The 26,039-nt window shown below is 53.0% G+C and carries 16 protein-coding genes; 11 read left to right on the plus strand and 5 right to left on the minus strand.

Going from position 1 to position 26,039, the window contains the following annotated elements; all coding sequences use genetic code 11:
* Nucleotides 1-42: 42 nt before the first annotated feature.
* The 4 genes from AC3WG5_RS02755 to AC3WG5_RS02770 all read left to right on the plus strand — a co-directional run bounded on the left by AC3WG5_RS02755 (nucleotide 43) and on the right by AC3WG5_RS02770 (nucleotide 5,507).
* Nucleotides 43-2,892: a ribonucleoside-diphosphate reductase subunit alpha gene (locus AC3WG5_RS02755; protein WP_492567690.1), complete on the plus strand. Its 2,850-nt coding sequence runs from the start codon at nucleotides 43-45 to the stop codon at nucleotides 2,890-2,892.
* A gap of 321 nt (nucleotides 2,893-3,213) precedes the next feature.
* The gene (locus AC3WG5_RS02760) at nucleotides 3,214-3,789 is read left to right on the plus strand and encodes a hypothetical protein (RefSeq protein WP_482581999.1); all 576 of its coding nucleotides are present in this window, start codon (nucleotides 3,214-3,216) and stop codon (nucleotides 3,787-3,789) included.
* 218 nt (nucleotides 3,790-4,007) lie between these two features.
* Nucleotides 4,008-5,090: a ribonucleotide-diphosphate reductase subunit beta gene (locus tag AC3WG5_RS02765; RefSeq protein ID WP_008954077.1), complete on the plus strand. Its 1,083-nt coding sequence runs from the start codon at nucleotides 4,008-4,010 to the stop codon at nucleotides 5,088-5,090.
* 201 nt (nucleotides 5,091-5,291) lie between these two features.
* Nucleotides 5,292-5,507: a KTSC domain-containing protein gene (locus AC3WG5_RS02770; protein WP_482582000.1), complete on the plus strand. Its 216-nt coding sequence runs from the start codon at nucleotides 5,292-5,294 to the stop codon at nucleotides 5,505-5,507.
* 116 nt (nucleotides 5,508-5,623) lie between these two features.
* On the opposite strand, the gene AC3WG5_RS02775 is transcribed toward AC3WG5_RS02770, so the two are convergent.
* The 3 genes from AC3WG5_RS02775 to sbcD all read right to left on the minus strand — a co-directional run bounded on the left by AC3WG5_RS02775 (nucleotide 5,624) and on the right by sbcD (nucleotide 12,137).
* On the minus strand, nucleotides 5,624-7,435 hold the full coding sequence (locus tag AC3WG5_RS02775) for an AAA family ATPase (protein WP_482582002.1): 1,812 nt from the start codon (nucleotides 7,433-7,435) through the stop codon (nucleotides 5,624-5,626).
* 62 nt (nucleotides 7,436-7,497) lie between these two features.
* On the minus strand, nucleotides 7,498-10,920 hold the full coding sequence (locus AC3WG5_RS02780) for an AAA family ATPase (protein WP_482582004.1): 3,423 nt from the start codon (nucleotides 10,918-10,920) through the stop codon (nucleotides 7,498-7,500).
* Nucleotides 10,917-12,137, minus strand: a complete 1,221-nt coding sequence (gene sbcD / locus AC3WG5_RS02785) for an exonuclease subunit SbcD (protein ID WP_482582006.1) — start codon at nucleotides 12,135-12,137, stop codon at nucleotides 10,917-10,919. The genes AC3WG5_RS02780 and sbcD overlap by 4 nt, the downstream gene beginning before the upstream one ends.
* Before the next feature lie 319 nt (nucleotides 12,138-12,456).
* Here sbcD and AC3WG5_RS02790 point away from each other — a divergent pair, with 319 nt between their 5' ends.
* From AC3WG5_RS02790 to AC3WG5_RS02820, 7 genes are all read left to right on the plus strand, one after another.
* Nucleotides 12,457-12,882, plus strand: coding sequence for a helix-turn-helix domain-containing protein (locus tag AC3WG5_RS02790; RefSeq protein WP_482582008.1), 426 nt, complete (start codon nucleotides 12,457-12,459; stop codon nucleotides 12,880-12,882).
* 245 nt (nucleotides 12,883-13,127) lie between these two features.
* Nucleotides 13,128-13,844 (plus strand): hypothetical protein, encoded by a 717-nt coding sequence (locus AC3WG5_RS02795; RefSeq protein ID WP_482582009.1) that lies wholly within the window; start codon nucleotides 13,128-13,130, stop codon nucleotides 13,842-13,844.
* On the plus strand, nucleotides 13,841-15,820 hold the full coding sequence (locus AC3WG5_RS02800) for a TnsB C-terminal domain-containing protein (protein WP_492567692.1): 1,980 nt from the start codon (nucleotides 13,841-13,843) through the stop codon (nucleotides 15,818-15,820). The genes AC3WG5_RS02795 and AC3WG5_RS02800 overlap by 4 nt, the downstream gene beginning before the upstream one ends.
* Nucleotides 15,817-16,791: a TniB family NTP-binding protein gene (locus AC3WG5_RS02805; RefSeq protein WP_482582013.1), complete on the plus strand. Its 975-nt coding sequence runs from the start codon at nucleotides 15,817-15,819 to the stop codon at nucleotides 16,789-16,791. Before AC3WG5_RS02800 ends, AC3WG5_RS02805 begins: the two co-directional genes overlap by 4 nt.
* Nucleotides 16,791-18,893: a TniQ family protein gene (locus AC3WG5_RS02810; RefSeq protein ID WP_482582014.1), complete on the plus strand. Its 2,103-nt coding sequence runs from the start codon at nucleotides 16,791-16,793 to the stop codon at nucleotides 18,891-18,893. Before AC3WG5_RS02805 ends, AC3WG5_RS02810 begins: the two co-directional genes overlap by 1 nt.
* A gap of 55 nt (nucleotides 18,894-18,948) precedes the next feature.
* Complete coding sequence (locus AC3WG5_RS02815) at nucleotides 18,949-19,941, plus strand: hypothetical protein (RefSeq protein WP_482582015.1); 993 nt, start codon at nucleotides 18,949-18,951, stop codon at nucleotides 19,939-19,941.
* Between the two features lie 358 nt (nucleotides 19,942-20,299).
* Nucleotides 20,300-21,352 (plus strand): competence protein CoiA family protein, encoded by a 1,053-nt coding sequence (locus AC3WG5_RS02820; protein ID WP_482582017.1) that lies wholly within the window; start codon nucleotides 20,300-20,302, stop codon nucleotides 21,350-21,352.
* A 402-nt stretch (nucleotides 21,353-21,754) separates the two neighbouring features.
* On the opposite strand, the gene AC3WG5_RS02825 is transcribed toward AC3WG5_RS02820, so the two are convergent.
* Both AC3WG5_RS02825 and AC3WG5_RS02830 read right to left on the minus strand, forming a co-directional pair.
* Nucleotides 21,755-24,316 carry an AAA family ATPase gene (locus AC3WG5_RS02825; RefSeq protein ID WP_482582019.1) on the minus strand — a complete coding sequence of 854 codons (2,562 nt, stop codon included), beginning with the start codon at nucleotides 24,314-24,316 and terminating at the stop codon, nucleotides 21,755-21,757.
* 875 nt (nucleotides 24,317-25,191) lie between these two features.
* Nucleotides 25,192-25,857, minus strand: coding sequence for a hypothetical protein (locus AC3WG5_RS02830; protein WP_492567693.1), 666 nt, complete (start codon nucleotides 25,855-25,857; stop codon nucleotides 25,192-25,194).
* Nucleotides 25,858-26,039 lie beyond the last annotated feature (182 nt).

Here is a 26,039-nt window from a genome sequence, read left to right on the forward strand (position 1 = left end):
TTCGTCCCGCTGGCAATCCACCACCCAAAGCAAGAGGGCCCCATGCAACTGACCACCTTTGAAGGGCAAACTGCCGCCGAGCTCGGCCGAGCCGCCGCACCGCAAGCCGACTTCAGCCAGTACAAGACCATCCGCCGCAATGGCGCCGTCGTACCGTTCGAACCGGTCAAGATTTCCATCGCCATGACCAAGGCCTTCCTGGCGATCATGGGGCATCAGGGCGCGACCTCCGCCAGCATCCGCGACAAGGTCGCCCAGCTGACCGAGATGGTGGTGAGTGCGCTGATGCGCCGCAAGCCGGAAGGCGGCGCCATCCACATCGAAGACATCCAGGACCAGGTGGAGCTGTCGCTGATGCGCGCCGGCGAGCACGACGTGGCCCGCGCCTACGTGCTGTACCGTGAAGAGCGCTCGCGCGAGCGCGCCGCCCGTGGCGAAGCCCTGACCCAGATCACCATCAACGTGGTGCGCAAGAACGGCGCCAAGCTGCCGCTGGACATCGCCAAGCTGCGCGCCACCATCGAATCGGCCTGCACCGGCCTGGCCGAAACCGACGTCGACGCCATCCTCACCGAAACGCTGAAGAACATCTACGACGGCGTCAGCGAAGAAGAGGTGAACAAGTCCTCCATCTTGGCCGCCCGCGCCATGATCGAGCAGGACCCGGCCTACGACTACGTCACCGCCCGCCTGCTGCTCAACAACATCCGCCTGGAAATCCTCGGCGAAGCCGTGAGCCAGGAAGAAATGGGCCAGTGCTACGTCGACTACTTCCCGCAGGCCATCAAGAAGGGCATCGCCGCCGAACTCTTGGACGAGCGCCTGGGCGAGTACGACCTGAAAAAGCTGGGCGCCGCGCTCGACGCCAGCCGCGACCTGCAATTTGGCTACCTCGGCCTGCAGACCCTGTACGACCGCTACTTCCTGCACGTGAACGGCACCCGCATCGAGATGCCGCAAGCGTTCTACATGCGCGTCGCCATGGGCCTGGCGCTGAACGAGGTGGAGCGCGAAACCCGCGCCATCGAGTTCTACAACGTGCTGTCGAGCTTCGACTTCATGTCGTCCACCCCGACGCTGTTCAACTCCGGCACGCGCCGCAGCCAGCTCTCCAGCTGCTACCTGACCACCATCGCGGACGACCTCGACGGCATCTACGAAGGCATCAAGGAAAACGCCCTGCTCTCCAAGTTTGCCGGCGGCCTGGGCAACGACTGGACCCCGGTACGCGCCATGGGCTCGCACATCAAGGGCACCAACGGCAAGTCGCAAGGCGTGGTGCCGTTCCTGAAGGTGGTCAACGACACCGCCGTGGCGGTCAACCAGGGCGGCAAGCGCAAGGGCGCGGTATGCGCCTACCTGGAAACCTGGCACCTCGACATCGAGGAATTCGTCGAACTGCGCAAGAACACCGGCGACGACCGCCGCCGCACTCACGACATGAACACCGCCAACTGGATTCCGGACCTGTTCATGAAGCGCGTGATGGACGGCGCCGAGTGGACGCTGCTGTCGCCGTCCGAGTGCCCGGACCTGCACGACCTGGTCGGCGCCGCCTTCGAGAAGCGCTACCAGGAATACGAAGCCATGGCCGCGCGCGGCGAGATCAAGGTGTCCAAGCGCATCCCGGCCCTGAGCCTGTGGCGCAAGATGCTGACCATGCTGTTTGAAACCGGCCACCCGTGGATCACCTTCAAGGACCCGTGCAACATCCGCAGTCCGCAAGGCCACATGGGCGTGGTTCACAGCTCCAACCTGTGCACCGAGATCACGCTGAACACCAACGACGATGAAATCGCCGTGTGCAACCTGGGCTCGGTCAACCTCGCCCGTCACATGCAGGCCGACGGCACGCTCGACGGCGCCAAGCTGCAGCGCACCATCCGCATCGCCATGCGCATGCTGGACAACGTCATCGACATCAACTTCTACCCGGTGAAGAAGGCGCGCAACTCCAACCTGAAGCACCGTCCGGTCGGCATGGGCATCATGGGCTTCCAGGACTGCCTACACATGAAGCGCATCCCGTACGCCTCGCAGGAAGCGGTCGAGTTCGCCGATGAATCGATGGAACTGGTTGCGTACCACGCCTACTGGGCGTCGAGCGAACTGGCCCAGGAACGCGGCCGTTACCCGTCGTACAAGGGCAGCCTGTGGGATCGCGGCGTGCTGCCGCACGACAGCATCAACCTGCTGGCGGCCGAACGCGGCGGCTACCTCGACGTGGACCGCACCGAGCGCCTGGACTGGAACAAGCTGCGCGAGCGCATCAAGGAACACGGCATGCGCAACTCGAACTGCCTGGCCATCGCCCCGACCGCGACCATCGCCAACATCATCGGCGTGTCCGCCTCGATCGAGCCGACCTACCAGAACCTGTTCGTTAAATCCAACCTGTCGGGCGAGTTCACCGTCACCAACGAACACCTGGTGCGTGACCTGAAGAAGCTCGGCCTGTGGGACGAAGTGATGGTCTCGGACCTGAAATACTTCGACGGCAGCCTGGGCCGCATCGACCGCATCCCGGCCGAGCTCAAGGCGATCTACGCCACCGCCTTCGAGATGGACCCGAAATGGCTGGTGGACGCCGCCAGCCGCCGCCAGAAGTGGATCGACCAGGCGCAGTCGCTGAACCTGTACATGGCAGGCGCCTCGGGCAAGAAGCTGGACGAGCTGTACAAGTACGCCTGGGTACGCGGCCTGAAGACCACCTACTACCTGCGCACCCTGGCAGCCACCAGCGCCGAGAAGTCGACCGGTCGCGGCGGCGAGCTGAACGCGGTATCGGCCACCACCCCGGCCGTGAGCGCCGCGCCGGAAGTGGACAACACCCCGGCCACCGACGCCAAGTTCTGCTCGATCGACAACCCCGACTGCGAGGCTTGCCAGTAAGGCAAGCGGAACCATCGGCGGTTGATGCGAAGCAACAACCCGGATGCGACTCACCGCCTTGCGCGGTGAATCGCCAGGCCCGCAAGGCATGCGAGGTTTGCCAATAATGTAGAAGTGGAGCGGAAGCCCCTGACTGAGCAAGGCAAGCGTAGCGTTGCGAAGGAATGAGGCGTTCCACCAAGGTTGGCCGAAGCGAAGCCCGCTTCGGCCAACCCCTCATCCCCAAGCCGGTTCCCCGAGCCGGCTTCAGGATGAGCCGAACCCGGTAGCCGTCCGGCCAGTCAAAACCCCATGCGACCTCACGTCGCCGAGGAGATTGTCATGCGCCGTTTACTGCTGCTGTGTGTCATCGCCCTGCTCGCCGGCTGCACCACCATGGCCGACCAGCTGCACGGCTCGCTGAAGCCGCCGCCGGGCCAGGGTTACGCGATCTTTTCGATGACGGTACGCACCTTCACGCCGGACAGCGCCAGCGCCAACCTCAACTGGCGCGGTCTGGACAACAGCCGGCACGGCACGGTCTGGGCCAGCTTCAACACCGACACCGTGTTCGGCGAAGAAGGCATGAGCCCGGCTGAAGGCAAGCTGCAACTGGTGGCGCTGCCGCCGGGGCGCTACGAACTGCAGGACGCCTGGGGCCAGTGGAGCGATGATGATCTGTGGTGGTCTTCTTACCACCGCGTCACGCACTTTGCGCTGAACAAGCCGTTCGACATCCGCGAGGGTGAAACGGTCTACCTCGGCGAAGTATGGTTCGACCTCAACTACCGGCCGGAAGTGGAACTGCGCGACGCGCAGCGCCGCGACTTCGGCCACATGCGCCGGGTGTGGAAGGTGAACGACTTGTCGTCAATCGCGATCCGCCCGCTCACCGGCCGGGTGAACGGCGGCTACTGAAGTAGATCGGCAGGCAACCAGCGGCCGCAAGACGGAAGAAGCACCGCGTCGCCCGTCGACCGGGCAACAATCGGAAGGGCCAGCCCCCTGCCCCATTCTCAAGCCGGTTCCGCCGAGCCGGTTTCGGAATGGCATTGAAACATCGGGCTTCGGCCAACCTTTGAAGGTTGGCCGAAGCCCATCGAAACACTTTAGAAAGAATAACCAGGAGTATCCGCATGCTGAGCTTTGAAGACCCGATCACCCCCGTTACCGCCGCCAACAACTCGATGGACGCCCACGGCACCGGCCGCGTCAACGCCAGCGACAAGCGCGTCATCAACGGCCAGACCGACGTCAACCAGCTCGTCCCGTTCAAGTACAAGTGGGCCTGGGAAAAATACCTGGCGCAGTGCGCCAACCACTGGATGCCGCAAGAAGTGAACATGCAGCGCGACATCGAACAGTGGAAGACCGGCCAGCTTTCCGAAGACGAAATGCGCCTCGTCAAGCGCAACCTCGGCTTCTTCGTCACCGCCGACAGCCTCGCCGCCAACAACATCGTGCTCGGCACCTACCGCCAGATCACCGCGCCGGAATGCCGCCAGTTCCTGCTGCGCCAGGCCTTCGACGAAGCCATCCACACCCACGCCTACCAGTACATCGTCGAATCGCTGGGCCTCGACGAAGGCGAAGTGTTCAACGCCTACCACGAGATCAAATCCATCCGTGACAAGGACGAGTTCCTGATCCCGTTCATCGACACCCTGTGCAACCCGGAATTCAAGACCGGCACCACCGAAACCGACCAGCAACTGCTCAAGTCGCTGATCGTGTTCGCCTGCATCATGGAAGGCCTGTTCTTCTACGTCGGCTTCGTGCAAATCCTGGCGCTGGGCCGCCAGAACAAGATGACCGGTGCCGCCGAGCAGTACCAGTACATCCTGCGCGACGAGTCCATGCACTGCAATTTCGGCATCGACCTGATCAATACCGTGAAGCAGGAAAACCCGCAGCTCTGGACCGAAGAATTCAAGGCCGAGATCACCGGCCTGTTCAAGCACGCCGTGGAACTGGAATACGCCTACGCCGAAGACACCATGCCGCGCGGCGTACTCGGCCTGAACGCCGCCATGTTCAAGGAATACCTGCGCTTCATCGCCAACCGCCGCATGCAGCAGATCGGCCTGGAGCCGATGTTCCCGGGCGTCACCAACCCGTTCCCGTGGATGTCCGAGATGATCGACCTGAAGAAGGAGAAGAATTTCTTTGAGACGAGAGTGACTGAATATCAGACCGGCGGGGCGTTGAGCTGGGATTGATTTTCCTGTCATCGTCGAGCGACACATAAGCCTGCCAAAACGACAGATAAGCTTGCACTCGACGACATATAAAGCTGCAGAAGAAAGCCCGCGCAAGCGGGCTTTCTTCATTAGTTCCTTCACCTAAATCAATATAATTTGCGCGTTCAAGCCATACAATGCAATTGGCATCCGCCAGATTGATTTAATGAAAGGGACATCATGGATAGAACTCCAGTGGTATCAAGCAATCTTAAGTCGGTAGGGTACGATTCGAACATACTGACACTAGAGGTAGAATTTCTCAATGGGGGACTCTATAGCTATTCAGGAGTACCCACTGCAGTCTACGACGGTCTTATGTCTGCATCTTCACATGGATCATATTTCGACGCATACATCAAGAAGGCTGGGTATCCATTTAAAAGATTAAGATAATCTATTACCTGATTGCTCGGCATTTCTGAAACTTTATAAGTTTCATTGAGAATTCAGCATAGAGCCCCCATAAGGGCTCCTATGCTGCGCCCCATATAGAAGCAACGGAATTCCTATTAGGTCGTAATATAATCACCGAAAACTTCTTTCATTTTCTTTTGCCATCCTTCTGGTATTTCCTCCCAAACATCCCCCCAGGACTTTGTCTGTTCGTATGCTTTAAATGGTTTTTCAGAGCTCGGGGCTGGATAACCAATTTCATTCTCAACACATTCGTGCATTTGTACAACCTTCCCGCGTCCATCTAATGCAGTGGCGATTGGTGCATTGAATACCTCGGCACCTGGCTCCCCCTTATCCCTATCGTGAACAACACAAGGGGCGATACCCATACTAACCAAGTATTTCACCAAGCCAATAATTGATGCCTTGCCCCGAGCCTTTATAATTTCAAAATTAGATACGATATTTAAATAATCAGCCTTGTTAAGCCTTTTAAGGGTTTCTTTGATCAGTATTTCCTCCGTATCCCCCTCGACAATCACCACATTTTTTGTAAAGAACATTCTTGCGACATGCTCATCTACTCTTAGCAGCATTTTTACATGGTCTTTATCCGAGCTTTCAAGTTTCTTGTACGCGTCGGACACATTAAACGGCATCACCCCGATTCCATCATCCGTTGATCGGAGACTATTCAGTATCTGTCTAGGCTTCCTAGAAAGATCAATAATAAAAGGAGAGTGCGTTGTTGCAATAATTTGTGACTCATCTCCGCTTAGCTCGTAAATGGAGTCTCGCATTTGATTTGCAGCACTGGGGTGAAGATATATTTCCGGCTCTTCAAAGCATATTATTAGAGCCCTCTTATGCTGATCTTCCTTTTTTGAAAGCCACTTTTGCCTAAATCTCAACATGCCAAACGCAGCTGCCCTGATCATACCAGAACCTTGATGAGAGACAGGTGTTCTTACATTGCTAGACATCTCAATATTAAAGGCAGGCTTGAGTGCTGTTTTTGGGTCACTAAGACTTGTTGTTGCATGTATTTTTGAGTCAGGAAATACATTTGCCAAAATTGAATTGAGTTCTATTAGCATCTTACCAAATTCAGAGTCGCAATCGTTAGGGTCCAACTCTTTTGCTAATTTATCCAAATAAGCCTGAGCTTGTGAGTAATTTTCCGACTCTGATCGTACATCTTCAAACAATTCATTAAGAGTTTTTCCTAAAACACCAGAGGACGTCCCTCCCAGTTCATCAACTGATGTATCAGCAGGTATCAGCAAATATCGCGGCAGCATTTTTAGAACGTTACCCGGAATGCCGCCGGGGTTTTTAAACCATGACTCACCTTCTGTCACCTTCCATATCTCATCAAGCTGATCAAGTTTCTGAATTGCAGCTTGACTCTTTCCAATATTTGCATTTAATTCAGAAAACAGCTCTTTTATTACAGCTTCATCAACCCCGTTGTCTATATAGTCTTGCCCTGTCTTGCATTTATTAAACCTCTCGTCAATCTCTTTGTTTTTTGATTTAAACTCAATAACAACATCTTCGCCTAATTTATAAGTCTTTCGATATGTAACAGATAGGCCAGAGTCATTTTCATCCACTACCGGGTAGTTAAAAATCCTTCCTTTGAACCCTCTCCACTCCAAAGACTCCAATGGGAGGTTCCTAAATTCAGCTTCCAGCACTATTTTGTCTGTGGCGGGCTTGGTTTCTTGAGTATCCTCATCGACAACAGAAAAATATTCACTACTTGGAACTGTCTTCCTGGACGACAACAGTAGCTCAATCGCCTTTAGAATTGTGCTCTTTCCTGCATTATTTGATCCAATTAAGAAAGTAGCATCTCCAAAAGGCATTTCAATGTGCTTCGCCTTGCGAAATCCGGTTATTTTTATTGAATGTAACTTCATATAGCCACCTTTGAAAATATGAAAATAGAAATTCACACTACCTAAAAAACACAGCGACTTCATCAACCAATGATTTCCAGCGCAGATACTCCCACCCCTCCCGTTTTACGCAAGCGGATCTGCACAGCAATGCGCTCTTTCATGCTCTCTACATGGCTGATCACACCAATCGACTTACCACTAGCGTTGAGGGTATCCAGCGCATCTAGCGCAATTTCCAGTAGATCACCATCCAGCGTTCCAAAACCTTCATCCAGGAACAGCGAATCTATTGACGTCTTATGACTCACCAAGTCAGACAGCGCCAAAGCCAACGACAGGCTCACCAGAAAGCTTTCACCTCCGGACAAAGTACGGGTATCACGAGTGACGTCGGCCTGCCAGGTATCCACGATTTCTAGCTCCAGCTCGCCGCTGCTCTTACGCTGCAAAAGGTAGCGGCCGTGCAGCCGCTCCAGATGACGGTTGGCAAGATGCATCAGGTGGTCCAGTGTCAGCCCTTGGGCAAACTTGCGGTATTTGTCGCCCTCTTTCGAACCAATCAGGCTGTTGAGTCGTTGCCAGATATCGACGTCGGCGGCCTGTTGTTCGATTTGATGGAATAGCGTTTGCTGGTTTTCGCGGCGCTGCGCGTCGTCTCTCAGCAAGGCATTCAGAGCGCCCTGTTCGCCGGACAGGATTTGTCGCTGCCCGTCTTGCGCTGCCTGCGCTTCATCCAACTCGATCAGGCCGAGCGGTGTGCGATTCTGCTGCTGCAGTGCATGCAGGGTGGCCTCTGCACTTTGGCGTACTGCAGTGCTGCGTTCCAGCGCTTGCGTCAGCTGTTGCTGCCAGTTACGCAGGCGTTGGCGCTCCTCAGTTGGTAGCAGTGCCAGCATGAAGGTATCGGCATCGTCGAAGGGGCTGGTTTGCAGTGCAGCCGCCCAAGCGGCCTCAGCCTCGCTGCACTGCTGATGCAGTAAGGTCAGGTCAGTGCTCAACTGAGTTTGCTGGCCCTGCAGATTAGCGATCTGTGCAGTCAGCACCTCTACCAGGTCGGTGTAGCGGGCAAAGGATGGCTCGTCGATCTCCGGTTTGGCCTGGTCGGTTGGAGCTTCGACATCCAGTTTGCTCCAACGGAGCTGCCAGCCTTCGGCAAGGGTGGCTGTCTGCTCAAGATGATTTTGCAGCTTGAGCAGCTCAGCCTGCTGCAATTGCTGTGCACGCTGCCTCGTTTGCCATACCTGCCAGTCCTGCTGTCGATCGACCAGCCATTGCGCCATGTCATCTGCCACGACAAAGCCACTGTCAGCAATGGCAGCTTGCAGTTGCTTGCGGGCCTGTTGCGCCGAATTGCGTGCCTGTTCTTGCTGTGTGGTAAGCGACTTTACGCCTTGCATGGCATGCTGACAGGCCTGCTGTAGCAGCTCGTATTGCTTCCCTGCTTCCTGCAACGCTTGGGTGCTGCGGTGAGCCAGCTGCTGGGCCACTGCCAGGTCCTGTTCTGCCTGCTCCGCTTGCGCCAACTGGGCTTTCAATTCGGCGTCATGCTGTTCTGCCTTAGCCAGCTCTTGCTGCAGTTTGTCTTCCTGCTGCCAGTCGTTGTCGCCTAGCCCCAGCGGCGTAGCCTGGTCGCGCCAGGCCGTAGCGGCCTGCCACTGTGCCTGCTCCAGCACCTGCAGTACTTCCTGCTGCTGTTGCAAACGACCTTCCAGCTTGGCCTGCTCGCCCTTGGCCGCATTGCCTTGCTCTTCCAGCTGCGCGAGCGCAGCCTCTTTTTCCTGAAGGGCACGCTCGGTATCAGACACGCTCAGCTGCTGGTAGGTCTGGATGCCAGGGTGTTCGTGCGAGCCACACAAGGGGCAGGCCTCACCAGGCTGCAGCGCAGCGCGGTGTGCTTCCAGGCTCTGGATGCGTTGCTCCTGCGCCAGCAGCCGGCGTTTGTCGTCTACCTGTTCCTTCAACTGGCGGTAGTCCCGGCGCAGAGTGTCGAGCAACGCTTGCTGAGCAGTCATTTGCTGCCGGGTATCAGTGATTGCGGTGTGCTGCAGTACTTGCTGACTGGCGTGTTGGCGCTGCTGTGCAGCCAACTGCGACAGTTGCCGCCAGGACTGCAGCTGTTGCTGTGCGCCCATCCAGCTAGCGCGCAGTTCGGCAAGTGTTTGGCCGTGGCAAATGTTGGCCACAGCCTGTTCTGCAGCTTGGACGGCATGCTGCTTTTGCTCATGCTCCTTTTGGGCTAAATCCAGCTGTGCTTTTTGTTCTTCTTGGCTGCGTTCGGCTGCTTCCAGTTTGCCCTGCTGTTCCTGCAACTGCTCGTGCAGCTGTTGCAAGGCATGCTGCACCTGCTGGATCTGGCTGAACTGGCTCTGCCAGCCGCTGAGCTGCTCGCCCAGAACAGCAAAATGGCCATGTTCTGCCAGCCAGGCTTGCAAGACCTGCAGTTCGTCATGCGCCGCTGTGTACTGCAGCCTGGCGTGCTCAGCCAGCCCTGTTGCAATGGTATTGGCCTGCCAGTGGGCGATAACGGTCTGTTGCTGGCTATCCGCCAGTGTGACCTGTACTTTGTCCAGCGCACTTCGGGCCTGATCCCATCTTGCCTGCGCGTCTTGCCAAGCCTGATAGACGGGGCGCATCCCCTCGGCTGGCTCGCTCTGTTGCAGGCGTTGCAGTTCGGGTTCGGCTTCATCCAGTGCATTCCGGGCGACTTGCTCGCCCTCTCGTGCCTGCACGGCTGCCTGCTCGGCCTGGGTCAGCTCATGACGCCACTGACGCAAGGCTTGCGTCAGCATTTGCTGGGTTTGCAACTCAGCCAGCTGCTGAGTCAGCGTGTCGATTTGCTGCTGCATTTCCTGCCGCCGTTCTTCAGGCAGCAGTTCCACCCCATCCGCACGGGCCTTCAACTGGTCCAGCGCCTGTTTGGCGTCACGGGCCTGCTCGAATACCCGTTGTGAGATCTGACCGTAGATATCGGTGCCGGTCAGCTCTTCCAGCAATTCAGCACGTTCATTGGCGCTGGCATTGAGGAAGGCAGCAAAGCCGCCTTGCGCGAGCATCATGGACTTGGTGAAACGAGCGAAATCCAGGCCGGTAATTGCCTCGATACGCTTGAGTTTGTCGTTGATCTGGCTGGTCAGGATGTTGCCGGCACCATCGGCTAGTTCGACCTTGGGTGCCTGCAAAGCACCGTCGGCCTTGTCGCGGGCTCGGCGCTGACTCCAGAAGGCACGGTATACCTGCCCCTTTACCTCGAACTCCACCTCGGCCAGACAGTCGGCGGTGTGGCGGGTCATGATCTCGTTAGATGAAGCGGAGATGGTCTTGAGACGGGGCGTTTCGTGATAAAGCGCCAGACAGATGGCATCCAGCAACGTGGACTTGCCGGCCCCGGTAGGCCCGGTAATGGCAAACAGCCCATTGTCCTTGAACGGTGGCTGGGTAAAGTCGATTTTCCACTCGCCCTTGAGCGAGTTGAGGTTCTTCAGGCGCAGGGTCAGGATCTTCATGCTGTGCCCTCCTGCAGGCTGGTCACAATGCTGCGATAGCGTGCGTCCAACTGTGCCCTCAGCGCCTCATCCAGCTCTTCCTGTTCCATCCGCTTGTTGAACACATCGAACGGTGTCAGCTCATCCAGCGTTTCTTTGGCTGCGGCTTGCAGGGCGGCTACGGCATTGCCCCGATCCCGGCGCAGGCGCAGCACTTCCACCGGCAAGCCTTCGGTCATGACCTGGATGCGGGTTTGCAGATCCGACAGATAGTCGTCCCCTTTCACCATCACTTCCAGCCACACCGGCTGCTCGGCACTGCCCAGCTTGGCTGCCTCCTGGATCGAAGCCTCCAGTTCTTTAAGGTCACCCTTGATCGAGACCAATTGCTGGAAGCGTGGAACCGGCAGCGCCGTCACCCCCATCAGGCCAATATCGTCCACGTCCACCAACAGCACTTCCTTTTGCTGAGCAGCTTCGTCAAAACTCAAGGGGATGGGCGAACCGCTGTAGCGGATGTGTTCCAGCCCACCCACCTTCTGCGGGCGGTGGATATGGCCCAGTGCGATGTAATCGGCGGTTGGGAAGGCAGTGGTCGGAAACGCTTCCAGGGCACCGACATAGATCTCGCGCACCGACTCGGTGGCGCTAGCCCCCACAGTCGTCAGGTGCCCGGTAGCGATGATGGGCAATGGCAGGCGTAGCGCGTCGCGCTTGGCGCAGGCCCGCTTGTACACGGCCTGGTAGTGCTGATGGATAGCTTCCTGCAGGGAAAGCTGCTTTTCTTCCGCGCTCTGCCCGGCTTGGCTCTGCAGCACATCTCGCGGGCGAATGAATGGAATCGCACAGACGATGGCCCCAGGACTGCCATTACGTTTGTTCAGCACCAGCACCTGGCTATCAAGGTCTTCTTCGATTGCGGGGATGACGGTGGTACTGAGGTAGGACAGCAAGGGCCGGCTTTCGCCCAAGGTGGCAACAGAATCGTGATTGCCCCCAAGCATAAGCAAGGAGGTGCCAGTGTTGTGCAGCTCGACAACTAACAAGTTGTAGAGCTCACGCGCATAACTAGGCGGTGCGCCGGTATCGAAAATGTCTCCGGCGATGATCACGGCGTCGGCGGCATGGTCTCGAACCTGCTGGATCAGCCAGTCGATAAAGGCTTGGTGCTCAGCCTGGCGGGTCTTACCCATGAAGTGCTGGCCGAGATGCCAATCAGAGGTATGAAGGATGCGCATGGGTTGGCTACGACGTTTGCAATGCTTTTGATTGTAGCAAGTCGGACGTGCCAAAAGCATAAACGTCAAACCACGGAAAAATCATGATTTGCATCAGGTGATCTGCTTCACCAGAACGTTTACCCAGCCAAGCAAGGTCGTAAGCTTATGATTTTATTTGAGGTAAGGAGCCGGCCCGGTCCAGCACCACTCTTTTAGCCAGCTAAATTCACCTAGAGTTTGCAACAAATATTGCATTTAGAATCAATGACTTACGTTTGACACTTGATGGCGAAATATCTACTCTGACGGTAGTTCAAAGGATCACAAGAAATTTACCGTGAACCCATTTTCCCGATACCTGCATCAACTCAGACTGGAGCATGGCATCCGCCAGTCCGAACTAGCCGATCTGATCGGCTATGAGCAGAGCTACATCTCTGCGTTGGAAGTGGGAAGCAAGGGGCCACCCACCGACGAATTTATCAAGCGGCTGATTCACTCATTGGATCTTCCACCCAATGAGCAGGAAGAGTTGCGCCTTGCTGCAGACGCATCCCATCGCAAGCTGATCATTCCAGCCGATGTCCCAGAAGAAACCTATTGGCTTATGCACGACTTCCGCGAACACATCGGAGAGTTGCGTCCGGTGCAGATTAGATTGATTAGGGAAATTTTGGGGATACAGAACGCGCTGAAGCATTGTGCTTCAGAGCCAGCAAGACGACTTCGACGCAAACAACGCAAGGAGGAAAGACAAATGTAAAAACGGGACAGACCTGGCGGCATGCCCCGTTGGTGTAAGTGCCTGATGGCAAATACAGTTCCCAAACTCAGTATCGTCATCACGCCCTCCAGCGTCAAGCCCCCTTACCCCCTAGAGCACCTGAGATTCCGCTGGTTATGACCAGTGGCGGGTTTCTTTACACCCAAATCCAGGCATATCCAATTCTGTGTACTGCACCGAACGGGCAACGCTTTGTCTGCGGTTCGGTGCTGTAGGGAGTGGTGATGTACCTTGCCCCCATCCATCAAGCCCTGCGCAGTATCTTGCTGCAGCAGGCAGAAGAAGCTTTTTCCACAAAACCCGACTTGGCCAATGTTCTGCACGGCCGCCGGCGCGTCCACCCAGGCTCACGAGGAAAACGTCCAGCTTATTTCCCAAGTCGCATCAACAATGCAACGATGGTGCCGGAGAGCCAACTAGAGGCTTTTTACTGCCTACTCCTTGAGCGCGATCCCAATGTCGCCGGTTACCGCTGCCAAGCGCTTGAAATCGAGCTTAGCCAAGGCCAGCGTTATTTCCCCGATTTCCTGATACGAACTTGGGATGATCGCTGGCAGGTCCGGGAGATCAAGCCCAATCGAGGCCACCTGACTGACGAGGAGCAGGCGCGTCACGACTTGGCGGAGAAACTACTATCACGATGCGGTTTTGACTTCTCCGTGATCGACACGACTGATCTGCCTGGCCCCATACAGATCGAAAACCTCTACCAACTGTATAACCGCGCAATTGCAAGATCTTGGTCGGTCCAGGAATGTAACCTGGCAATGGCGCAAATTGGCCAACTGCCCGGGCCACAACCACTCCAAGCGTTGTACGACCGTCTGGCTGGGGCAGGACTGTCGCCACTGATCATTGACTATTTGCTGTTTCATGGTCGCCTTGAGGCGAACCTGGATCGCCCACTTCAGCTTGACCTGCAAGTGGGGGTGCCAAAATGACGAACAATGCCTATGAACCCAGAGTGGGATTACGCTTCGTAATCCACGGCAGTGAGTTCGAAGTGACTTATGTTGCTGCTGGCATGGTGCGCTATGCCGCCACTGCCGGCGGCAAACCATACCGTGTGCCTTATGAACGTTTCATGGAAATGCAAGCATCGGGGACGCTCTTGCTCATGGATGGCGAACTTGAGCGAATGTCCTCCGACAAAGCGAATCGCAAACTTTCCGAACTTAGCCCCGCAGAAACACGGCTGACAATTCGGCAAACTCGTTACGTTTGTGCTGCGGTAACGCAACTGAGGCACCCACAGTCGCGAAAACAACTCGAAAATTTGATCCCAATTCTAGCCAAAGAGATTGACGATCCCAGCCCTCCTGCTGCGCGAACAGTGGCTAAATGGGTACAGCGCTACTTCCTAAACGGGAAGTCGGCCACAGCCTTCGCACCACGTACTCATTTGCGCGGTAACAAAACGCTCAGATTTTCTCCAGAAGTCGAAATACTCATCACCGAAGGAATACAACAGGTCTATCTCCGACCCGAACGCCGCCATGCCAAAGACGTGCTGGCCTATGTGGTTGGCAAGCTTGCAGAGCGGGGTCTTCTAAACGCTCATAGGTCTGAAATCAAACTACCGTCAAAACGGACCATTGAGCGTCGTATCCAAGCATTGGATCCCTATGTGGTCGCGGTGGCCAAGAAAGGCAAAGTTGCAGCAGACCGCATCGCTCGTGCTGCAGGACGGCAAATTCTTAGCCCGCAGGCAATGTTCTTGGTGGAAATTGACACGCACTATATAGATATCGAATTGAAAGACCCAGATACAGGGGAAATCATTGGTAGACCCTATTTAGTCTGCATCATCGACGTATATACACGCGCTGTTGTCGGGGTGTACATCAGCATGTTTCCGCCTTCAGCAACAACAACGTTAGCTGCCGTCAAGGACATGCTGACTCGTCAGGGATTGGGCATGCCAGGGGGCATACCGGTCCGGATCATCCCTGATAACGGTGTCGATTTCAAAAATTCGGCCTTTGTCCGTCTTTGTGGGCTGCTCGGCATCATTATCGTCCCGGCAGAAGTGCGCGATCCAGACGACAAACCGCACATCGAATCATTTTTCCGGACGCTTACATATGTACTGGTCCAAAAATGTGGCGGTACTACGTTTTCATGCCCAATTGACCGTGGTGAGTATGACTCTCGTCGCAGAGCCGCATTTATGCTTGAGCGCCTGCAAGAGCTCATCCTTGAGTGGATCAACGAGGTTTATCACAAGAACATCCATACCCGTACCGGTAGAGCGCCCATCCTCGCTTGGCAGGACGCGATGAATGGTTGGCCAGCACAGAGCTTCTCTGTAGAGGAAATCAACGCAATCGCTCGCTGGCCATGGCAGCGCAGCCTCCATAACGAACGTGTACGAATTGATGGTATCGAGTATTTCTCCCATGCATTGGCGACACTCGAAGAAATGGGTGAGACCCGCGTCACCGTATTGGTTGACGAATTGGATCTTCATTCCGTTTACGTTGAACATCCATTGGAACGCGGCACCCTTATTCTGGCCGAGTCAACTAATCCGGATTATACGATGGGACTAACTTGGTACGCCCATCAGGAAGCCAAGAAGGTCAGAGACTCCATGAGTAAATCAGACCTCAAACGACTCGGAAAATACTCCTACTTATTGGCATGGTGGAAGCTTCTCGAAAAAATCCAAAAGGACTCCACGCTCGCCAAACGCCAAATAGCCAAAATAACCAATGGCAAAGGACGGTTAAAATTTCAAAGCAACCAGGATGAAACACCCTCTGATGCACCCAACATTTACGCCACCCAGCCTGCAGAAGAATATTCAACCCTGAAAATCCCCGCAAACCATACCACACCGACAAATCATCAATCTGATAATGCCGATAAAAATGGAGATGGGTACGATATTATTTTTACGGAGTTGGATAAATGATTAAATTTGGAATATCAGATCAAGAAGCATTAAATATCGAGCGCATTTCAAAACTAGATGAAGTTCTGATTAGGCACCCTGAAATGGACAAGGCCATCAGAGGGATACATCGCTGCATTATTCAATCGCTTCAATACAAGGAACCCGTTGGCTGCATGCTCTTAGCTGAAGGTGGCATGGGAAAAAGTAGTGTCTGCAAAATTATTCAAGCAGGACTACAGGAGAGCATTATTCAGACCATTGATGCTGAAGTTACGCTTGTCCCCGCATTTAGGGCTGAGGTGCCAGCCACGGTCTCTGTGAATTACTTGGCGAGTAATATTCTGGCTGGATTGCACGACCTAAATCCGGATATAGGTACAATACCAGCAAAAACTAAAAGAATTGCAGCCCTTCTTCAAAAATGTGGAACTCAGATCATATTCTTGGATGAGTGTCATAACCTACTGAATACAAATGATAGGTCTGCCGCCGCAAACATGGTTGCGCTGCGCTGGCTAAAATCTTTGGTGAACAGCAGCGGTGTTTGTGCTTGCCTTTCTGGCACGCCAGACAGTGTGGCACTTATCGATTCTGACCAAAGCTATCAGTTGACTCGACGCTTCAAACACAGATTTTCACTAGAACCATTGGTGCCAGGCACTGAAGATAAACCCGGGGCGCTCTACCATTTCTTAACCCAAATGTGTATTCATGCGCGCGGCCGCTTCTCTTTACAACACATGCCACTAATCGGTAGCTACTCAGACACACTAAGAGTCTTCGCTGCAACACATGGCAACCTTGAGTATGTCATGACACTAATCAAGGAAGCAATTTTGATGTCCTGGAGGAAATCGGGGCAATCCGTTTCACTAGAAGAATTTGCAGAAGTCTGGGATTCGGGAGTCATGGGAGAGGCATCGATTGCCAAGCGCAACCCTTTCCGACTGAACACAGGAGAGCTGGCGGCCCAGTTCAGGGGGAAGTGATGAACAGGTATAAACTCCCCTACCGCCCAATCTTGCAACAGGATGAATCAGCCGCCAGCCTATTAATACGCACAGCAGAAGGAAATGGCTTTGAAAATGTTTTGCAGCTAATGTCCGCATGTGGTTTTAAGCATGGCGGTGCTAGTACTTTAAAAGCAGTTGTAACCGACCAGACACGCTATGCAGAGTTAATGAATGCCTTAGGGCTCAACGTAGACTATGCCAGTTCTGCATTTCTACGAAGCAAGCCAACCCGGGGCTCACCTCGCATTTTTATGCATGCGGCGATACCTGAAAAAATTTTCCGCATGGACGCATCAGTTTTTTGCCCTCTTTGTCTGACCAACAACCCATATTGGCGCTGTCTTTGGTCTCTTCGCCCCTATTCGGTTTGCCACACACATGGTGTGCTACTTTTAGATCGATGTCCAAATTGCAGCCAAACTCTTGCACTAAACAGGGGGCGACTGAGTGTTTGCGAATGTGGAACTGACTTAACACTGACGATTGCTCCCACTGAAGATAGAGAACCATCAGTATGGCTACACGATCAGCTTACGGCACCATCTCAGAAATTACTTGATGAGTGCCTCTCATTCTGGCAGGCACTTACTGAATTTGATGGGCTTGGAGAAAATATAGTTGATGAATATTGGCGCCTCTGCATGATGCGTGCCTGGGGAGCCGGAAAATCTTCTAGTATTGATACGATCAGCCAGATGGTTATAGCTCGTGCCGAACATCGAAACCCACGTGTACAGCTCCTCCCATTTATTAAAAGAAAGGGAACTCTAGGAAGCATGGCACGAGGAATACTATCAAAAATTAATAGCCTGCATATAATTAGCAACACAGGCCACCAACAAGATTTTCTTGTTACACTGCAGGATGCAACATTTGCACTGGGGATAAGCAACCCTCAAGTTCAAGAATTTATTAAAAAAGGCATATTAACGAGTAAAACAATTACCGGCCTGAGCAACGCCCGTGTATCGATAAATGAAGTGGAGCAATTACTATCCTTACTACAATCAAAATCAACAGCACCTTCTGATTTCTCTTGGCGGCCTCCAAATCAGAGCCTAGCAGATTTAATCATCGACATTCAAAATGGGAAAGTCATCCCCCTTGGATATGATCTTGATAAAGGAATAAATTATTTAAAAATAAAGAATAATGCTATTCACAAGATATCAATGCATGACCTACTAGGTGCGTCAGAGGCTTCCCGAGAGTTGGATGTTCATCCAGAAATATTGCGGAGTTTAGTAAAGAAGGGATGGCTAAGTGGTAGTAGCCAGGTTATTGACAAGCACAAAAAACTTGTCATTCACCCAGAGGAGATTGCACGTTTCAATGCTGAGTATGTTACTGCCGGTGCGCTGGCACGAACCATACGACACAACGTGACAAATTTTGCAGAGAAACTTGAAAGTATTGGAGTGCGTCCCATTGCTGGGCCTCGTATAGATGGGACTTTGGTTTACCTGTTTCGCCGCAAGGACATTGTTGGGGTTGATCTTCTATCTCTTAATGAGATCAGCGGCTATATCACAAGGACAGGGCGACTACCTGGAAATCTAAATCACCATCCATTGCCAGGGGTTTACATCAAAGATGCCAGCAGGATACTTGAGATATCCGCCCAGAAAGTCATTGTATTGATTCGAAATGGAGTGCTCGACAAGATAAAAGACAACAATCGAGAAGTGAGGGTGACAGAAGATTCATTTTCCGATCTGTTAGAATTGCTGTCTTCTTCTGAGTATTTACATATTCAAGAAGCTGCGGATAGACTTGGAAGTGATTTTGATGATTTCCGCATTCATTACATCGAAACCGGAATTGTGAAAATTTTAGACCTTAAGCTGTGGAAATTGATTCACATCAAAGATTTTTTGATAGTAAAAGTCACAATGCAACACAGCATCACAGCTCGTGAAGCTGGAAAAATATTAGGAATGCACCGTAGCTTTCTTCCAAATCTGGAAAAAACTGGTCTCATTAAATCTTACCACGGGGGCATCAAGAGAAAAGTTAAGTTCTACAATAGGGAAGATGTATTGAATCTATTAATAAAGAGAAACCCAAAGAATACCTAAGCCACACTTTTAAAGAAAAATTTAAAACCAAGAATTTGACAAAAGGCAATCCACAATGGCTAGGCTAAATTTTACTGAAATTGAACCTGCAAGCGGCAAATCCAATGATTTGGACCAGTTTGAAAAATTTTCCAAGATATTCTTAGAGAGTGTAGTTGGCGGAAAAATTATCAAAGGCCCTTCAAGGGGCGCTGACGGAGGAATTGATCTTTGCCTCGAAACGCAAGAAAATGGCAACATAGTTAAAAAACTGGTTAGCTGTAAGCATTACGCCCATTCTAAAGAATCTGTCGGAGTGAATGATGAAGTTGACATTCGCGACCGACTTGAGGGTTTCGACTGTAAGGTATTCGTCGGGCTTTATTCAACTATTGCTTCTACAGGGTTGGAGCAAAAACTTGAAAGACTGAAGCGTGAAAAAAATATCGATTTTGAACTATACAACTCAGAAGACATTGAAACGCTTCTCCTGAGTGGTCTTCCAGGGTTCAGAGTTGCAAAGCGATTCTTCCCGAAATCAATACAAAATGTTTGGCCGCAAGTAATATCCCTTGAGAAATATTTCTCTCCTTCTGACGCAGTGTGTGTTGATGGACTCAATTGGTTTGTCCCCAGTGCTTTCACCGAGAAAGACATTATTGTTTACGCAAACACCCCAGAGAATGCCGTAAGACTAGCCAACGAGATAGTAACAAAAGAAATTCATCAACCAATGTTTCTGGCCGCATGGAAAGATGCCGTCAGATATTTCTCAGATTATTTCATAATACCTCAATCTGGAATCGAGGGTGCAAAAACCATCCATGAACTGTCTCCCCATTGGGATGCGGCGCCTAGAATATCAGAATTGAGCCCAAACAAACGATGGTCTCTACTTGCGATTTGGAGTTTAGTAAATCCCCAAAAGGTCCGAGAACTGCTAAGGGAGCTTGGGCGTGATCCTTCGCAGCAAGAGCTTGACTTAATGAGTTTTGAATGGCTTGCTTCATCCACAGGAACGGATAGACGCGATATATTAACTCGGCTGTTTGCATATCACTCGCTCTGATTTTTCATCTGCTATTAATCGCTGCCTCAGGATGTTGAAGCAGATATTCCCATTAAACGGAATAATGGGAATATTACTTATCAGGTGTGCCTCTGCTACCATCGAGCTTCTTCCTTCATAGACATGCAGACCATAGCATTATTTAGTATTATTTTGCTCGCAATTTAATATAAATGACATAATTGTTAGGATTTTTGTCCACAGCTTGGCCAATAGTGTGTCCAGTTCTATCTGACCATAATGTATGACAGCTGAGATACTTAGCTGTTTGTGCCATCAACTTTGATGAATGTTCATCTTTCTAACCGGGTAGCGGGCCAAACGCGACCTCTATGACACATGGGATGCAACTAGCCCTATGCCAGTTCGAGCAATCAACACTACCGGCACCAGCCTGCATGCATTCGACTACGATGAGGCGCACTGGGCTAAGCTCAAGGTGGAATACCGGGATCAGGGCTTGAGCATGCCGTGCTGCGATGCTGACGCAATTCCGAAGACGAGCTCTAGGGGAACGCAGTTTTTTGCACATGCACACCGGGGAGAGTGCACTTCAGCGCCGGAGAGTGAAGAACATCTTTGGTGCAAGCAGTTAATCGCCACCACGGCTCAGGGGATTGGTTGGCACGTAACAACGGAGCTCCGTGGCCAGACTCCAAGTGGTGAAGACTGGATTGCGGATGTTCACTGTCTACAAGGTGCGGCCCGGGTCGCGTTTGAAGTCCAGGTGTCCCCACAGACCGATGAGGAACTACACTACAGGCAGGCCAGATACAAGGCATCCGGTGTCAGGGCTGCTTGGTTTTACTCGGCTCGGTTGCGCGATATGCCGTTCTCGGACGACAAGGAGCTGCCTGCCTTCGTGCTATCGCAGGTCGAGGTTGGCAAGGTACCCTATGTCTTGGGCTTTGACGTACCGTTGCCAGAGTTTGTCGCGGGCATGTTGATGAAGCGACTCCGTTGGACGATTCCTGAACGGAACGAACCGGTACATGTGGAGGTGATGGCAGATGTCTGCTGGGCCTGCAATACGATCGTGCGGAACGTCTTCGGCCACATTGAGGGTATGCAAATTGGCGAGGAGCCACCCGATGAGTGGCATGAGCGGTACTTCACCGTAGCTCAGCTATCAAAGGCTCTGGAAGAGGTGCAAGAGCTGGTCAGCAACGACGAGCTGAAGGCTGTAGGGCTCAACACGGTAATGAAGGTTAGCCACATACGAGGGAAGTCCACGAACTGGCCATACTGCAATCGCTGCCTCTGCTGCGGCGCGCCGCAAAACAACCACCACGTCGGAGAAAAGCTGCGCAAGGTCTATTACGACTCGAACAAGCAGTCCAGTTTGGATTTGGTTCCCATCAACCGGATAGTGAAGGGTGCTGGGCGTTGGGTATTTGAAGCAATCTCCTAAAAGGAAAGAGCCCCCAGTAGTTGTCTGGTTGGGCTTGGGTATGTATCTCGACTTACGGTGAAGCGTCTGCAATCAGTAGCATTGCTGACTTCGCTTGATGTCAAACCTACTGACAGCAAAGGCCGACCTGCAGCCTTCCCCCCGGGAATTGGGGCAGATGGTCGGCCAAAGTGGCTGTTTATGCGTATAAACTATATTGGCTTCTCTCGACCAACTTCGGACAGGGCACATCAACAGTGACAAAGGCTGACGTTCGTTGGAACCGAATTAGAAGCGCAAGACGCCGGCCTATACGACCGACATTGAGCAGATATTGCAGGTTTGGGACAGTTTCCTTCTCTGTTCTTTGCTCCTGGATTTCCCCGGAATGCGCCTGAGCCCGCTTTTACAATGGGCTCTCGCTCAACTTGATTTTGTTTGTCTTGGCTCCCCAAGCGAGGATGCCTTGTCGATTAGGATGGTTTCAAACACGCCATCTTTGTGCTTTTTCAGAAGACCGGCTTTGGCGCTCTGCCCAAGGCTACGTGCGATCGCCTGACGCCATGCTTCCAGCGTGAGACCTTCGGGAAGAACATAGCGGCCGGTGTCTATCGCGAGCGTGTCACGCACAATCTTGGTGCCCACTGGCTTCACGCTGATCCGAGAATAGATGAATGCCGTTGCCAATCGGTGGAGGACGCTGGAATTGGGAAGTTGATTCAGCTCGGCCGGCACGCCTTGTGGCCTGGCGCTGGCATATATCCGCGCACCTAACGCGGCCAGAGGCAAGGGGAGTAGATCTTTCACTTCTTGTGCAATCGCCCCTGGATTCGGCGAGGTGATAATGGCATCAAATTCTCGCAGCATTGCCAAGACATCTTGTGATGGCGTCACTCGTTCCCCCAGTGCACCCGTACAGTATTGGCATACGGGCCCTTCACGTAATCGACGCACGTGTGGCGTGAGATCTGTGCACGCTTCACACCTACGGAGTTCATAGATTTCCGTGCGGGGATCACCCTGAGCGTTATTGGCCGCAGGATCTTCACATTTGATCTCACGCCGGCTGGTCGAGGTCCAAGAATATACAGGCCAATCGTGGTACGCCAGCAAGTAGTCTATCCAAAGGTCCGCGGCCTCTGCATCGTCTTGCCTGTCAACGAACCAGCATTTCCAGGCCTCACACCAAGACAGCTCCACAGAGGAGAGTCCAACAGAAGCAGACTCGACGTGTCGAGCCAAGATGAATCTGGTCAAGCCCTCTTCTCTGGCTGTATTCGCGATGTTTGCATTGTCTGGATGTTCCAAGACCAGCTCTTGAAACTTGCCGCGCGATGACTTACAACCCAAGGGCTCCGCTTCGTACAGCGCGATACAAACCGTCGTGGCGCGGGAGTAAGCACAAAACAGTTCGATATCGTCCATATTATCGGCTCCCGCAATGATGATGACAGGTGCCTCCATGCCACGAAAGCGGGCCACTGTTTCATAGCGCTCGGCGCTGGCACGATTGCGTGACCACCCGAACCGAGACAACACGACAATGTCGGCTCGATCAAGCCCTTTGGCCGTTAACCCCTCAATCACCTCATCAATCGTAGTGTCCACGTCTCCGACTACGTACTCTTGCAATGTATCTTCTTCCAGATCCCGCGGGTTGATCATCTGGCACGAAGGCAGTCGAACACGCAGCAAACGATCGAATACGCTGCGGGGAGATCGCAATGGGATCGTAAGAGAAAATGGGCTCTCAATCCCGAATACCTTGCAGAGATCTTCGGTGGAAATCCGCTCTTTCTCAAAGGAGAACCGCTGGGTTTCATCACAGAAGGCGATGGTCGGCTTTCCCATAAATTGCGCGGCGAGCCAGATGCACCACTCCCGACGGAGGGTTTGTGCCTCGTCGAGAATGAGTACATCGAAATCCGGGACAAGCCCGTTCGCTTGGGCATTCTGCAGATCCTCCAAGCATCCATGCTCCGGCCAGCTCGAATTGGATTCGATTTGCCCAGGCAGTCTTCTGGCGTAATCCGAACAGAACCCATGCCAGGTCGCTACTTTCGCCATCGTTGCAGAATCAATCTCTCTGCGCAGATGCCCGACAAGCAAGGCATTGAACGTCAACATCAACACTCGCTTGCCCTGCGCGATCATGCGTCGGGCGATCTCAACTGCGATTAACGTTTTGCCTGTGCCTGGCCAGCCAGTTACTACCATTCGGGCCTGACCCATGATCGTGTGCACGACTGAAGCTTGCTCCTGGGTCAGACGAAGCCAAATTCTATTGTCATACTCCACTCGATCACCCCACGATGGGCTGCCGTCAAATGTCGGGCATAACACATCAACAAGACGGGCCGCGCGGCTGGCGCCAAGTGCCGGGTTGCCGAGGGCTTGCTTCCAGTACTCCATCAGCTCGCGAATTCGGGCCACCAGCTCGGAAGCACCCATATTCATGCGATCAATAAACAGTGATTGCGGTGGCGTGACGGTGATGTCAACGAGCCCGGGACTAATTATGTTCTCGCCAAACACACTATGTGGAAAAACCAATCCGTAGCCAATGCGCCAGCGCAGATGGGGATCACTGCCCAGCCACCGGGCTAGGCCATGAAGGTTCTTGCGAGTTTGGAGAACATGATTCCCTGTGTTTCCGGTTTTCACATAGATGAAAAGCCCGTCCTCGACTCGCTGTTCCCCGCCCTTGACCTCAAGCGCTAAAAGGCCCAGTGATTCGTGAATAATGAGGAAATCAATCTCGCCCGTTGGCGCGTAGTCCGGATCGATTTCTTTGATACCGCGTGCCAGCCACGGAAGACTATGAATTACCGTGAAATCGTCCGACAAGCCTTGCTTTAACAGGTCATAAATTTTCTTCTCACCACGACTATTCGTGTCTTGCGGTCCGGTGGCCGGAATCATGCGCGCCATGGATCTTCCTCTCCCATCATCCTTGCGGTTTGGTTGAGAATGATAGTCGAGCATCTGATCAGCTGGCGAGATACCACCCAGTCAACCGGCTTGGCCGGATCGCGTAACGTACTTCGCATCGAGCGACCTGCGGTGTCTCGCCCCTAATGGGCGTTTACCCCTGACGCCTACGATCCGAATTCCTCGATCTGCGCCTGCGCGCTTTGCTCAAGCGCGGCTGGCACACCGGGGATGGTCGTTGCCTCTCTGAGCCGTCTTCCCTGACCTCACCACCTTGTACGCTACTGTACAAGGTCTTAGATGGAAGGCGCCTATGGGTCGGAAGCACTCGGTCGCCAGCCAAGAAGGCCGCCGTTCGACTGCCTGCCACTGCATTACTGTCGTACTCGACTACCACCACCAACCGCCACAATGGCCGACGTCTTGCCCGTGAACAACCTACTTGAGTGACATATTGGCTCAGATAGAACTTTCACACCCCTCTTCGATGTCCACCACCAGGCCTAGTTCATGCTACGCGTGCTAGGAGGAGGCGCCCCAACCTTCCATGAGCATCGTGAGAAGGAAATCTGATTAATAACAAATAGTGCAAGCTTATCTGTCGCTCAGAGAGAAAAATGCAAGATTATGTGTCGCAGATTTGATGTCTCACTTGTCGCAACAGCTCATAAGTTCCTGATTTACACGTAATGTCAATGAATGCTTATGTGTCGCTCGCCGGTCATAAATCGGAAAGGTTGAAATTTTGTAGCCAAAATTTGAAATTTCCGATAGCCAAAGCATGAAATTTCGCTTGGTACCAAAAAAAAGGCCCTGCAACTGCAGGGCCTTTGTCACAGCGTGGGGACGACTTTCTGACACTAGGATTCCTCACTTTCGGCCGTTTGAAAACAAAACTTGGTGTTTGTTTGGCCGATCAGCTGGCGCGTTTAGAGAGGCTCGTAAAAAAAGTCGATCCCAAAGAAGCTACCGGGAGCTTGATAGTTAGATACGGACGAATCGGTCGAAAAAACTGCGATGCAAGATGGTGGACAGGCGGGGACGTTATTTCGAGGCCAGTAACTAAAGAATGTTTCAAGATCGTGAGATAAAAAACTCAACTCTCGGCGAACTCCTAGAATTTCCCTCAATAGGCTCTTCTGATACCCCGTATTTTTGCACTCCACCGCAAGATGAATTTCGTCAGGGTGCGGTCGGGAATGACAATTTGGCTCAATAATTCCAATATCCATCTCATGGTACTCACCATTAGACAACGTTGTCTTGCCCTGCTCAGAGGCACTTAGTGCTGTAAATTCTACATCTGTCCAGATGTTGGCAACATGTACACCTCCGCGCGCAACCCTAACATGAGGGAAGTTACTATTGATCGGGCCGGGTGACGACTTCAACGTCACATTGGTAGACCCAACGAGAGTACATTGTAGGCCTTCCTTTGTTTTGAGCTGCTGACAGATGAGCCCAAGCACATAAGCCTCATATATCTTCCCTGCTGTAAACTCCTCCGGCACTAACTCCGATATGGATGACCTACATCCATTCATTCCCTTTTTTAATGCTACCGTAACCTTCGCCTTGAGAGCCTTTTTATTCACAAAAAACTCCATTTCGCCTTAGGTAATCTTGAAGAGACTCGAGTTCTTTGATTAATGGATTGAGATCCTCAACGTCATTTAAATTAATGCTATCTACTCCGTACAAACGCGAATCACCATCTACGCAGATTACTCGAATCCCTTCTATTTCCCTTCCCCCATCGAGCTCCAGTCCTTCGCGC

Source organism: Pseudogulbenkiania sp. FW507-F1, from assembly GCF_058781125.1.

What these genes read in the sequence shown, in the direction of transcription:
- AC3WG5_RS02755 (WP_492567690.1), top strand. Translation starts at nt 43, where the DNA reads ATGCAACTGACCACCTTTGAAGGGCAAACTGCCGCCGAGCTCGGCCGA.
- AC3WG5_RS02760 (WP_482581999.1), top strand. Translation starts at nt 3,214, where the DNA reads ATGCGCCGTTTACTGCTGCTGTGTGTCATCGCCCTGCTCGCCGGCTGC.
- AC3WG5_RS02765 (WP_008954077.1), top strand. Translation starts at nt 4,008, where the DNA reads ATGCTGAGCTTTGAAGACCCGATCACCCCCGTTACCGCCGCCAACAAC.
- AC3WG5_RS02770 (WP_482582000.1), top strand. Translation starts at nt 5,292, where the DNA reads ATGGATAGAACTCCAGTGGTATCAAGCAATCTTAAGTCGGTAGGGTAC.
- AC3WG5_RS02775 (WP_482582002.1), bottom strand. Translation starts at nt 7,435, where the DNA reads ATGAAGTTACATTCAATAAAAATAACCGGATTTCGCAAGGCGAAGCAC.
- AC3WG5_RS02780 (WP_482582004.1), bottom strand. Translation starts at nt 10,920, where the DNA reads ATGAAGATCCTGACCCTGCGCCTGAAGAACCTCAACTCGCTCAAGGGC.
- sbcD (WP_482582006.1), bottom strand. Translation starts at nt 12,137, where the DNA reads ATGCGCATCCTTCATACCTCTGATTGGCATCTCGGCCAGCACTTCATG.
- AC3WG5_RS02795 (WP_482582009.1), top strand. Translation starts at nt 13,128, where the DNA reads ATGTACCTTGCCCCCATCCATCAAGCCCTGCGCAGTATCTTGCTGCAG.
- AC3WG5_RS02800 (WP_492567692.1), top strand. Translation starts at nt 13,841, where the DNA reads ATGACGAACAATGCCTATGAACCCAGAGTGGGATTACGCTTCGTAATC.
- AC3WG5_RS02805 (WP_482582013.1), top strand. Translation starts at nt 15,817, where the DNA reads ATGATTAAATTTGGAATATCAGATCAAGAAGCATTAAATATCGAGCGC.
- AC3WG5_RS02810 (WP_482582014.1), top strand. Translation starts at nt 16,791, where the DNA reads ATGAACAGGTATAAACTCCCCTACCGCCCAATCTTGCAACAGGATGAA.
- AC3WG5_RS02815 (WP_482582015.1), top strand. Translation starts at nt 18,949, where the DNA reads ATGGCTAGGCTAAATTTTACTGAAATTGAACCTGCAAGCGGCAAATCC.
- AC3WG5_RS02820 (WP_482582017.1), top strand. Translation starts at nt 20,300, where the DNA reads ATGCCAGTTCGAGCAATCAACACTACCGGCACCAGCCTGCATGCATTC.
- AC3WG5_RS02825 (WP_482582019.1), bottom strand. Translation starts at nt 24,316, where the DNA reads ATGCTCGACTATCATTCTCAACCAAACCGCAAGGATGATGGGAGAGGA.